The organism is Pantoea sp. BS_8, assembly GCF_041954965.1.
Lineage (GTDB): Bacteria > Pseudomonadota > Gammaproteobacteria > Enterobacterales > Enterobacteriaceae > Pantoea > Pantoea stewartii.
Genome location: NZ_JAVAXU010000015.1, coordinates 78,230 through 88,623 on the forward strand (window position 1 = coordinate 78,230; position 10,394 = coordinate 88,623).

Consider the following 10,394-nt stretch of genomic DNA (forward strand, 5'->3'; position numbering starts at 1 on the left):
ATTTTTCCGCTCGCTCCCGGACAGCTGCACCGGCCCGTGCCCGTTACGCCCTTTGCGGCGAACGGCTCTCAAACGGGTGAAGGATACAACCTGGGGAGAAAGCAGCAGTTCCCCGCAAAACGTCAAGACCGCGGCCCCGGCAACTCAACGGGTGACGGTTTTTAAGGGCAAAAAAAGGAGATTTCATGGAAAAGTCAGCAGTGGTGCGCTTACCGGACGACACCTTTACGCGTGAGGAAGCGAACGCGGTCGCTGCGCAGTACACCAACGTCGCCATCGAGGACGATCAGGGTACGCACTTTCGCCTGGTCGTGCGTAAGGACGGCGCTCTGGTCTGGCGCGCATGGGATTTTGAGTCAAATGCGGGGGAAGGTCTGAACCGTTATATCGGTGAGTACGGCATCCGCAAGACGCAGTAAGCAGTGAAAGGTGCCCTGCCGGAGAGGTCACTCCGCAGGGCGTGACAGTCATTAATCTATGAGGTATCAACGATGTCAGTAGCCAATGTTAATGCAAAAGCAGCAAAAAAAACCAGCGCAAAAAAAGTCACCGACGCAGAACAGGCGGCGGTCAGCGCGGCGCTTGAAGCCGCGCCACTGGAGTACGCGCCCCTGTCGGCGTTCGTGGTGTCGCCGCTCAATGCGCGCACTATCCCGTATTCTGCTGAGAGCGTGGAGAGCCTGGCGGCCACCATTAAGTCGGTCGGCCTGTTGCAGAATCTGGTCGCCCACGCGCTGCCTGACGGGCAACTGGCGGTGGCCGCAGGCGGCAGACGCCTCACCGCCCTGAATCTGCTGCTGTCACAGCAGGTTCTGACGCCCGATCATCCGGTGGCGTTCAAGCGTGTGACCGAAGACATGGCGGCGCTCGTCTCTTACGTCGAAAACGCCCAGCGCAGCGACATGCATGCGGCAGAGCAGATAGCCAGCTTCGGTACGCAGGCGGCGCAGGGGAAAACCGCCGAGCAGATTGGTGCAGAGGTGGGTTACAGCACCCGCCACGTCCAGCGCATGCTCAAACTCGCGAACCTCGCCCCGTCACTCCTTAAGCTGCTGGCAGACGACAAACTGACCGTTGAGCAGTGTCAGGTGCTCTGCCTGGAAGACGATCAGGAGCGTCAGGTGAGCGTCTACGAGTCGGTGAAATCGGGCAGGCCTGACCTGCCCCTCTTCATGCTGAAACAGCAGATCACCGACAAAGAAATTTCCGTCACCGACCGCCGTTTCCTGTTCGTGGGCCGTGAGGCCTACGAGAACGCAGGCGGCGTGGTACGTGAAGACCTGTTCAGCCAGCAGGAGGGCGAAGGAACGGCAGACATCGTGCTGCTGGAAAAACTGACCGTGCAGAAGCTGGAGGCGATGGCGCAGGAAATCCAGGAACAGGAGGGCTGGAAGTGGAGCATGGGCCGGATGAGATCACTGTGGCCGCACGGGGATGGTCTGGAATACCGCCTGACGGACGCGCCGGAACCGGTTTACATCAATGACGAAGAACAGCGCCTGACCGCGCTGTATGAGAAAGGCGACGAGTGCGCGGAGGGCGGCGACGATGACGGCTACAGCGATGCCGAGAGGGAGTGGGAAGCCATTGAAAAAGCTGCGCAAATCCGTGCGTGGACGCCGGAGTTTCGCGCGACGTCAGGCGTGGTGGTGGGCTTTAACGGTTACGGCGATCTCCTTATCCAGCGCGGCGTGATCCGTCTTGCTGATGTGAATACGGAGGAAACGGAAGAAAGCAGTGAAACGGAGCCGCAGGAAAACGACGCGCAGACATCCGGTGCCAGCCGCTTTGAATATCAGTCACCGCCCGATGAGGCCGAGGGGATCAGCCTGCCGCTGCTCACGAAAATGTCCTCTGAGCGCACCCTTGCCGTGCAGGCCGCGCTGATGCAGCAGCAGAAAAAAGCCATTGCCCTGCTGACATGGCAACTCTGCCGGAACGTGTTCTCTGGCGGTTATACCCCCAGCAGACCGTTCCGGATCAGCCTGACCGAGTCACATTCCACCCTGACGGGCAATGCGCCTTCCGGCGAAAACGGGGCCGCCTTTCTGGCACTTACTGAGGAGCGTCAGCGGCTGAAAGCCCTTCTGCCGCAGGAATGGGCTAAGGATTTCACCACATTTTTTACCCTGAACGGCGAAACGCTCATGGCCCTGTTGACCTTCTGTGTCGCCTGCTCGGTGGACGGCGTCCAGACCCGCGAATGTGGCCACACCTCGCGCAGTAACCTGATTGAACTGGAGGCCGCGCTGGGCTTCCACCTGCGCGACTGGTGGAACCCGACAAAAGCCGGATTGTTCGCTGACCTGAAACACGCCCAGATTATCGATGCCCTGAACGAGGCCGGACTCACGGGCGCGGCGCGGGATGCACAGAAAATGAAGAAGGGCGACGCCGCAGAACTGGCTGAAAACAGAATGCGCGACACGCGCTGGGTGCCTGCCTGGATGAAGGGGCCGGAGCCGGAAAAGGCCACTGACGACGCCGCTGTCAGCGAGGCTGACAGCGACAGTGACAACAACGATCCCGCTCACGCGGCCTGACAGGGAGCGCGGCCCTTCGGGGCCGCATGGAGACCATCATGGAAAATACCGTAATGAACAATCTCAGCGTGCTGGCGTCGATGCATCCCTGTGAGTTTGAAGAGTGGCGTGAACGGGGCGAGGGCGAAAGGCATGTGCTGACCAGCGCAGTGCTTTCCCTGCTGACCGTCCCGGAGGGCTGGACGGTCAACGGTGAGTACCGGGCCGAATTCGGCGGCCTGTTCCCGGTGCAGTTGCGCTTCGCGCCGCCCTGTGAGGCATTCTGCCTCTGCGTGTGCAGTCCCGGCGAAGTGGCCGGGGAGTGGCTTGTCCTGATCGCGTCGGCGGATGGCGGCTGCGTGCGCGACGTCCTCCGGCTGACGCCGTTCGATCCTGCGCGCATCAGCGCCCTGATCGCCGCTGCCGCGCAGGCCTGCCTGATGGAGTACAGCGTCAGCGGCCTGGCAGATTATCTGGTACAGGAGGGCGACGCATGATCCCCAATAACCGTTCCCTGGTGCCGCTGTGCGAGGCGCGGCGCGCGATGCTTCAGGCTGTTGATTACGTGGAGCGCAGGCGCGAACGTCAGACGCTTCGCGCTGACTTCCCTTATGCGCAGGCGTTCTTCCGCTTCCTGAAGGGCAGCAAGCGCATTACCCTGCGTGAACTGCGCTTCTTCGATCCCGTTCTGCGCGGGGAAGAATTACGCGGCCGCAAGCGCGAGTGGCTGCGGGCCGTTGACTGGCTCATCGAAAGCGGGGGCTGCGCCACCCACCCGCTGCCGTCGGATGCGGCCCGCCTGCTCTTTCCGGAAGTCATCTTTCAGCGCGGCGAGCGGCGACACAGAAAGGCAGAGATGTGCGCCGAAAAATACAGCCGCCAGTTTCGCCGCAGGGAGGCACTGAAGGCGCTGGCAGTTCAGGCGCTGACGGCGCAGGCTGAAATCGAACTCGCCTTCCAGACGCCGGCCACGGTCGCCAGCTGGGCCTCGAAGTGGTCAGACACAGCGGTCAGCGAGAGCGAGCTGATCAGCCAGTTTTACCGCTGGGCTGATCGCTTTCCCTCGATGGCCGGTTTTGTCCGGCTGTACTTTTACGGTGAGCCGTTGTGGCGGCTCACCGCCGAGGCCGGTTTCCGGTCAGGGGAGGCGGGCGAAGCGGTGCGTGTGCTGGAGCGCTGGATGGTGCCGAACAAGCTCACGCAGGGCAGGGAGGTAGCATGAGCAGAGGCGATTACGTTACCGAACTGAAAACGGCCCGCAGTCAGCGCCGGAAGCTGGCCACCATACGCGCAAAAATAACCGAAATGGTGTCAGAATGGGACGGCCTTTCCGGGCCGCTGGAGACGGGTACGGAGCAGCTTCTTAATGCGCTGGATGAACACATCAAAGCGCTTGATGAAGACATTGAATACTGGCGCAGCGGCGGTGATTCGGGCGATGAATAACTGGGACGGTCAGAAACGGGTGTTAATCGCAGAGTCATAAACAGATTAATTTTCGGTAATATAGCGCCTGATGAGGTGCTTCTGATAAGGGAAAAACTGTGACTCACATATTTGTTTACCTCGTTATCTCATCAAACGTAGCGTATGGCAGTAGCTGGAACGTCACCCCGATGCCCAATATGGATGTCTGCGAGCAGTTCAGGGAAAGTATTTCTAAACCACGGGGTTTTTACAGTGTCCGCCAGCCCGACATGGTGCGCTGTGTTGAAGCGAAGACCGATAAACCTGTTAACCCGTAAAATGAAACAGAGAGGGTTGTGATGGATTTAGTCCAGGCAGTAAACATGCATGAGGTGATGACGGGGGTGAATAATCCGCTGGTGCTGTCAATGATGGCCGTCATGATCGTGTGCAGTCTGTATGTCATTTGGAAGGCTGGAATGAGGGTTGTACGTTTTATCAGGCTGCTCAGTATGATGCGCTGAAGCTGACTGCTGACCCCGCTCAGCCGGGCGGGGTTTAAGTGATTGTGTTAAGGCGGATTTTTCCGGCATTTTCCTGTCTGTGTTCATCTTCTCAGTGTTCATCTTCTCCGTGTTCGCCTCCGTTTTTCTCTCAGGCTTCTCTTAAAGCAAACCCCTGTGAAACATGGCCCCCTTCGGCTCCTGCCCTGGCGGGCAGTCGTCAGCCCTACTCCGACCGGCGGCGATAAAGCTGCCGCCCGTCTCCGCCGAACCGCAAAGGGCCGCGTTTCGGGCCTCCCGGCTAAGGTCTGATGGCTGAGGTCAAGGGCTGCAACCGGCTTCGCCGGTGCGTTCACCGGGCGCGGTCGCGCCCTGTAAGGCCGTCACGCCGTTCCGCCGTGCCGGAGGTGTTCATGCTCATGTCATCCCGTGCGGCTGTTCTGTTCCGGTGGTCCACCGCGGAGGGCTGACAGTCGCACAGTCCTTCTCCCTCCCACACAGGTTCGCTGACGCCGTTCCTCACCCGTTCGCACTCGCCGAAAAAACGGCTCGCTTGCGCTGCGGCTTCCGGGACGCCTGTGTTCCGGTCGGCGGCCGGTGCCACTTTGCCCTTCGCCGCGATGAACTCACCGAAACATGGATAACAGCAACCGAGAGAGGAGAACCAGCATGAACACCCACAACGTCAACGTCAAAACCGCCGCTTCTGAATCTACCGAAACACGGGTTTTACGGACAAACGTCAACGGCCTTCCGTCCGGTGTCGCGCAGACGCTGGCATTTCTGGGCCATCTGGCAGAGGACGGCATGGAAGAGAGCGAACGTGCGGAACTGCTGCTCGGTTCGCTGCTGAGCCTCGCGGAAGCCCTGCGCGATGCCGTGCCGGACTGGTCAGCCAGTCGCCCACGTCTGCCGTTTCCGCTGGTGCGGGCGTGGCTGGCAACGCGTGACGTTGCCCTGGCGCAGTTCGGTGAAATAGGTCAGGGCGCATGGGAATACGCACTGAACTACCTGCGCACGGAACTGGACGCGGGCTTTTACTTCTGGCGCGAAAACATCTGGTGATTTTTATGCGCCGCGCAGGCGGCGTAACCCTCAACCACTGACAGGGAGAACTTTATGAACCTGATTATCCGTGACGCCCTGACGGGCAACGAGTCCGACATCCTGAAACGTCTCTCGCCTGAACAGGCGGCTTTTATTGTTTCAGTGTACGACGGCGGGCGTGAAACCGCCGAAGAGGAGCGCCTTTACTGGCAGGGCCGTGAAAAAGCGGCGCTGAGAGCGCCAGCAGAAACCGACGTTCACCGCTTTCACGACGCGCTGGGCGTGGCGTATCCGCTGAACTGGTCATGCAGTGAAGACGGGGAGTGTGAAACGTTCATGCTGGCCGAGTTTTACTGCGGGCAGGTGACCGACATTTACGCCCGGGCCGGAGCGCGTTACTTCCGGCTGCGGGATTATTCCCACCTTAGCCACGCGCAGATCATGACGCGCGTTAAGGAGGCTTTTGACCTGAGTCAGAAATGAAAAAAGCAGGCCTGAGCCTGCTCTGTCCACGCCGGATGACTCACCCGCAAAAGTTTGCATCCGGCATCGTAAAACCAACATGGAGATAAACCCATGCAATTTGACCCGCAAATCGTGTCACACGCGCAGGCATTTGTAAATGCCCTGCGCAAAGGGAAGCGCGCCCGCGTTCCGGCTATTCGTCTGGAGCACTGGCAGCAGTTCATGACACTGGTTTACGCAGGCCTCGGCCTCGCGTGATGTAAATCCGGCCGCCCCCTGCGGGGCGGCTGTTAAAGGAGTGGTTTATGTCACAGTTAGATTTTGCCGATTTTTTTAACCAGGCTGAAGATCCCGCCCCCGCGCCGGTTGTCCTCAACCCGTCAGCGCCCGCCTGCGATCCGTCCCCTGAGCATCGCATGATGAGTATCGAGACGGCGCGTAAACAGTTCGTCAGCGTGTTCAGGCACACGGCCCGGCACCTGCGCCGCTGGGATGTGTTCAGCGACTTTATCACGCTGGCGGCCAGTGAACTCGACCTTGCCACGATCCGCGCACCGGAAAGCATGGAGCGCTGCCGCAAAATCTGCGGGCGCTACAGGCCGGAGGACATCAGCGACCTTCACCGCCTTTTCAGCCTGATGGTGAGCGCGCTGGAGGCGAAGTTTCATGATTTCCTGGGGGCCATTTTCATGGAGCTGGAGCTGGGCGACGGCAGGCAGGGGCAGTATTTTACGCCGTACTCCGTACAGTCGCTGATGGCGCGCATGCTCATGCCAGGCGTGGAGGAAGCCGTGAAGCGTGAAGGGCTGTTTACGCTGTCAGAGCCGACCTGTGGCGCGGGCGGCATGGTGGTTGCGGTGGCCGAATGTATGCTTGAGGTGGGGCTGAATCCCTCAGAGCAGATGTTTGTAAACTGCATCGACATCGATCCGGTGGCGGCGGACATGGCGTTTATCCAGCTTTCGTTGCTGGGCATTCCTGCGGAAGTCATCACCGGCAACACGCTGACAATGAAGTTCAGCCGCGTGCGTTACACGCCGGTGTATTACATCAACGGGTTTGAGGAGAGGCTGAAAGCGCAGCGCAGAATTAACGCGATGATGGATTTCATGCGCTCCCTGTCAGATGCCGCCTGACAGGCCGGTAAACGCGGGCGGGGTTCATCCCTGCCTGCACCGCCGCATAAACCCCGCGCCCCTGCGGGGCAGGGGAGAGGCGGTGCTGACGCACCGCACATCCCCCGCCGCGTTCTGTTCAGCTTCCTGCCGGTATGTTTTATTCCCCTGCTGTCTTTATGCCGGTGCCGGTTCTGCTGGCCAGTATGCGGTTGCTGCCTTTACTGACTTAACACCAACAGCCGGGACATGGCCCCCTTCGGCTCCTGCCCTGGCGGGCAGTCGTCAGCCCTACTCCGACAGGCGGCGAAAAAGCTGCCGCCCGTCTCCGCCGAACCGCAAAGGGCCGCGTTTCGGGCCTCCCGGCTAAGGTCTGATGGCTGAGGTCAAGGGCTGCAACCGGCTGTCGCCGGTGCGTTCACCGGGCGCGGTCGCGCCCTGTAAGGCCGTCACGCCGTTCCGTCGTGCCGGAGGTGTTCATGCTCATGTTATCCCGTGCGGCTGTTCTGTTCCGGTGGTCCACCGCGGAGGGCTGACAGTCGCACAGTCCTTCTCCCTCCCACACAGGTTCGCTGACGCCGTTCCTCACCCGTTCGCACTCGCCGTAAACCCGGCTCGCTTGCGCTGCGGCTTCCGGGACGCCTGTGTTCCGGTCGGCGGCCGGTGCCACTTTGCCCTTCGCCGCGATGAACTCACCGAAACATGGATAACAGCAACCGAGAGAGGAGAACCAGCATGAACACCCACAACGTCAACGTCAAAACCGCCGCTTCTGAATCTACCGAAACACGGGTTTTAAAAAACTTCGACGTGCAACTGGCCGTGCGTACAAACCGCCTGGTCGCCCTCACTCAACTGGAAGGTAATCTGATGACGTACCGCGCGCTGGATGCGCTGGAGGCGACTGGTCCGGATGACGGGGAGGACATGTTATCTGATATCCGGTGCGCGTCAGAACTCATCACGACGATGATTGATCAAGGTGATATCGCTACCCCGTTTGCGCACGAACTGGCGACATCCGTCCGGTCACTGGCCATTGAAACATTCTCTGCAGGGTGGCGCTGGGCACACGGGCCTGATCTGCCAGCCCTGGAACACCTTCAGGAACATGCGCCACGTCAGCGTGAACTGGTGCGTCAGTTTTATATCGAGGCGTCGCGCCCGTTTGGCCTTACCGTCAGCGGTCGCATGGAGTTTCCCGAAGAGGACGGGAATTCGGGCACGTACTGGTGTGACATGGAAATCTCCCTGGGCCGTGCGGACACTCTCCCGGAGGCAATGGAGCTGCTGGTAAAGACAAGCCTGAGCGGTGACTGGCTTGAGGGCCAGTACTGCGCGCTCGGTTTTGAACCGCACATCGCCACCATTACCGACATTGCACGCCGCGTCGTGCTGCGCGGCAATGCCCGCACGCTGGAGTGGGCCGTGCCGGAAACCGATCCGGCTGCGTTAGAACGTATTGCGGCACAGAAACAGGCGCTGCGTAAGCAGGCCGCTTACGAGTCCGGCTGGGATAACTATGAGACGGCCCGCCAGCTACGCCAGGAGGCCGACCTGCTCAACCTGACCAGCGTTCACGCTGTGTGGCTGAACGATCCGCATGTGACTGAAGCGCTGCGGGAATATCAGCATCCGTCCACGCGCCTGGATGAAACCGAAATCATGGAGGGCATGGAGTTTTAGGCGCAAAAAAAGCAGGGTTGCCCCTGCTTTCTTCACGGCGGGTAGTTGGAGCTACCCGCCACATCAAAATCAAACTCGGAGCTACGAATATGAATTTTGACCCGCAAATCGTCGCACAGGCGGCGCTGTTTGTAAACGCACTGCTCAGCGGCCAGCAAGCTCATGTGCCTGCGATGCCGTTTTATCTCTGGCAGCAGTTCATGACGACCGTTAACACAATGACGGGAGCCAGAGCATGAGCCAGCAGAATCAGACAGAAAATGCCGACCTGACAATCGTCACCGAGGACGACATTGCCCGCGCGCTGGGCCAGTACTGTGTCATCACCCTGGATAACGGGGATGAAGCGTTTTACATCCACGGTCAGTTTATTCACAGCACGGAAGGGGCGAATGATGATCCTACCCTGAAGGAAATCGCCAGGCTGTCGGCCCGCGCGGAATGCCAGTCGCTGAACTGCATCGATCTGGCCGTGCCGGAAGACGAAGAATGGTGCTGGAATGACATCGTCGAGCAGCTCGCCCGCCGCACGCCATCTGAGGAAGTGAGGGCCACGGTGACTGTAACGGGTTGCGAAACGAAGCGGGGCAGGGGTGTGCATTTCTGCGGTCATCCGCTGCTGAGTGGCCACAATGCGAATATGTGGTTTCCGGTGGCAGAGGCGGAGTCGTGGTTTGAAGCGGTTGAGCGCATTCTGGTCATGAACGGGCTGGCCGAGAACCTGTGCCGTCTGGAGCCGCTGCGAAAAGGCAGCGATTACAACGACTGGCGTGCCATCTATAACCGTAAAGTGCGTATCTGACGGGGCGGGGCCGGTGTTTTCCGGCCCCCCTCTCTCAAACTAAGGAGAAGTGCCCCATGCTGAATAACACTCCATCCGGTGCGACAACGCCCACACAGGTTGCGAATCCGGGATCGCTGAAAATAGCCGACCTCGATGACCTGGCGGATTACGCGCTGCATCCGGTTCCGTGGGAGACAACCGACGTGTCCTGTAGCGCTGCGGCGGCAGTCGTCACCTTCGCCCGCTGCACGGGGCTGGAAAGTAAAAATGACCTGGCAGAAACGGCCATTACCGATCTGCTGGCAAATCTTATGCACCTGTGATCTGCCGTTCTGCGAGCTGCTTATCCGCGCCGGTGAGCATTTCAGGGATGAAGCCGCAGGCTGATCCCGTGCCGTGCAGGGCGCAGACCCTGCAGGCCCTCCGGGCCGGGCAAAACCCGGTGCTGACGCACCGGCTCCCTCCCTCCGCGTGCTGTGACTTTGCGGGGCAGCGTGACCACTCTGATACGTAATGTGACCATTCTGGCCAGTATTCATGCCAGAACGGGTATGGCCGGGTGAGTTTATGGCCAGTTTCCTCTGTCTGATGAACCCTTTTCGCCTTTTCAGAAGCCACAACCTGAACATGGCCCCCTTCGGCTCCTGCCCTGGCGGGCAGTCGTCAGCCCTACTCCGACAGGCGGCGGAAAAGCTGCCGCCCGTCTCCGCCGAACCGCAAAGGGCCGCGTTTCGGGCCTCCCGGCTAAGGTCTGATGGCTGAGGTCAAGGGCTGCAACCGGCTGTCGCCGGTGCGTTCACCGGGCGCGGTCGCGCCCTGTAAGGCCGTCACGCCGTTCCGTCGTGCCGGAGGTGTTCATGCTCAT

14 protein-coding genes are annotated in these 10,394 nt (G+C 60.2%); all 14 read left to right on the top strand.

The genetic code is table 11. The features are described 5' to 3' along the window. The first annotated feature begins 185 nt into the window (after window positions 1-185). The 14 genes from RAC65_RS20480 (at window position 186) to RAC65_RS20545 (ending at window position 9,852) form a co-directional block, all read left to right on the top strand. Window positions 186-419, top strand: coding sequence for a DUF905 domain-containing protein (locus RAC65_RS20480; protein ID WP_375097158.1), 234 nt, complete (start codon window positions 186-188; stop codon window positions 417-419). A 72-nt stretch (window positions 420-491) separates the two neighbouring features. After that, window positions 492-2,543, top strand: coding sequence for a ParB/RepB/Spo0J family partition protein (locus tag RAC65_RS20485; protein ID WP_375097159.1), 2,052 nt, complete (start codon window positions 492-494; stop codon window positions 2,541-2,543). Window positions 2,544-2,581: 38 nt separating this feature from the next. Beyond that, window positions 2,582-3,019, top strand: a complete 438-nt coding sequence (psiB, locus tag RAC65_RS20490) for a conjugation system SOS inhibitor PsiB (RefSeq protein ID WP_272843524.1) — start codon at window positions 2,582-2,584, stop codon at window positions 3,017-3,019. Further along, window positions 3,016-3,744: a plasmid SOS inhibition protein A gene (locus RAC65_RS20495; protein ID WP_272843525.1), complete on the top strand. Its 729-nt coding sequence runs from the start codon at window positions 3,016-3,018 to the stop codon at window positions 3,742-3,744. Before psiB ends, RAC65_RS20495 begins: the two co-directional genes overlap by 4 nt. Further along, window positions 3,741-3,968 (top strand): hypothetical protein, encoded by a 228-nt coding sequence (locus RAC65_RS20500; RefSeq protein ID WP_039343807.1) that lies wholly within the window; start codon window positions 3,741-3,743, stop codon window positions 3,966-3,968. The genes RAC65_RS20495 and RAC65_RS20500 overlap by 4 nt, the downstream gene beginning before the upstream one ends. A gap of 98 nt (window positions 3,969-4,066) precedes the next feature. Continuing rightward, entirely contained in the window at window positions 4,067-4,267 is a 201-nt protein-coding gene (locus RAC65_RS20505; protein WP_272843526.1) for a hypothetical protein, read from the top strand. A gap of 834 nt (window positions 4,268-5,101) precedes the next feature. After that, on the top strand, window positions 5,102-5,497 hold the full coding sequence (locus RAC65_RS20510; protein ID WP_272843527.1) for a hypothetical protein: 396 nt from the start codon (window positions 5,102-5,104) through the stop codon (window positions 5,495-5,497). A 135-nt stretch (window positions 5,498-5,632) separates the two neighbouring features. Continuing rightward, window positions 5,633-5,962, top strand: a complete 330-nt coding sequence (locus tag RAC65_RS20515; RefSeq protein WP_272843580.1) for a hypothetical protein — start codon at window positions 5,633-5,635, stop codon at window positions 5,960-5,962. Between the two features lie 93 nt (window positions 5,963-6,055). After that, window positions 6,056-6,202 (top strand): hypothetical protein, encoded by a 147-nt coding sequence (locus tag RAC65_RS20520; protein ID WP_033766153.1) that lies wholly within the window; start codon window positions 6,056-6,058, stop codon window positions 6,200-6,202. A 47-nt stretch (window positions 6,203-6,249) separates the two neighbouring features. Next, window positions 6,250-7,080, top strand: coding sequence for an N-6 DNA methylase (locus RAC65_RS20525; protein WP_375097160.1), 831 nt, complete (start codon window positions 6,250-6,252; stop codon window positions 7,078-7,080). A gap of 714 nt (window positions 7,081-7,794) precedes the next feature. Further along, window positions 7,795-8,745 (top strand): hypothetical protein, encoded by a 951-nt coding sequence (locus RAC65_RS20530; protein ID WP_272843529.1) that lies wholly within the window; start codon window positions 7,795-7,797, stop codon window positions 8,743-8,745. Between the two features lie 89 nt (window positions 8,746-8,834). Then, entirely contained in the window at window positions 8,835-8,984 is a 150-nt protein-coding gene (locus tag RAC65_RS20535; RefSeq protein ID WP_272843530.1) for a succinate dehydrogenase flavoprotein subunit, read from the top strand. Next, window positions 8,981-9,547: a hypothetical protein gene (locus tag RAC65_RS20540; RefSeq protein WP_272843531.1), complete on the top strand. Its 567-nt coding sequence runs from the start codon at window positions 8,981-8,983 to the stop codon at window positions 9,545-9,547. The genes RAC65_RS20535 and RAC65_RS20540 overlap by 4 nt, the downstream gene beginning before the upstream one ends. A gap of 56 nt (window positions 9,548-9,603) precedes the next feature. Further along, the gene (locus tag RAC65_RS20545; RefSeq protein ID WP_375097161.1) at window positions 9,604-9,852 is read left to right on the top strand and encodes a hypothetical protein; all 249 of its coding nucleotides are present in this window, start codon (window positions 9,604-9,606) and stop codon (window positions 9,850-9,852) included. Window positions 9,853-10,394: the final 542 nt, after the last annotated feature.

Bases quoted from the DNA above. Each gene is read 5' to 3' on its own strand.
- RAC65_RS20480 (WP_375097158.1), top strand. From the start codon at position 186: ATGGAAAAGTCAGCAGTGGTGCGCTTACCGGACGACACCTTTACGCGT.
- RAC65_RS20485 (WP_375097159.1), top strand. From the start codon at position 492: ATGTCAGTAGCCAATGTTAATGCAAAAGCAGCAAAAAAAACCAGCGCA.
- psiB (WP_272843524.1), top strand. From the start codon at position 2,582: ATGGAAAATACCGTAATGAACAATCTCAGCGTGCTGGCGTCGATGCAT.
- RAC65_RS20495 (WP_272843525.1), top strand. From the start codon at position 3,016: ATGATCCCCAATAACCGTTCCCTGGTGCCGCTGTGCGAGGCGCGGCGC.
- RAC65_RS20500 (WP_039343807.1), top strand. From the start codon at position 3,741: ATGAGCAGAGGCGATTACGTTACCGAACTGAAAACGGCCCGCAGTCAG.
- RAC65_RS20510 (WP_272843527.1), top strand. From the start codon at position 5,102: ATGAACACCCACAACGTCAACGTCAAAACCGCCGCTTCTGAATCTACC.
- RAC65_RS20520 (WP_033766153.1), top strand. From the start codon at position 6,056: ATGCAATTTGACCCGCAAATCGTGTCACACGCGCAGGCATTTGTAAAT.
- RAC65_RS20525 (WP_375097160.1), top strand. From the start codon at position 6,250: ATGTCACAGTTAGATTTTGCCGATTTTTTTAACCAGGCTGAAGATCCC.
- RAC65_RS20530 (WP_272843529.1), top strand. From the start codon at position 7,795: ATGAACACCCACAACGTCAACGTCAAAACCGCCGCTTCTGAATCTACC.
- RAC65_RS20535 (WP_272843530.1), top strand. From the start codon at position 8,835: ATGAATTTTGACCCGCAAATCGTCGCACAGGCGGCGCTGTTTGTAAAC.
- RAC65_RS20540 (WP_272843531.1), top strand. From the start codon at position 8,981: ATGAGCCAGCAGAATCAGACAGAAAATGCCGACCTGACAATCGTCACC.
- RAC65_RS20545 (WP_375097161.1), top strand. From the start codon at position 9,604: ATGCTGAATAACACTCCATCCGGTGCGACAACGCCCACACAGGTTGCG.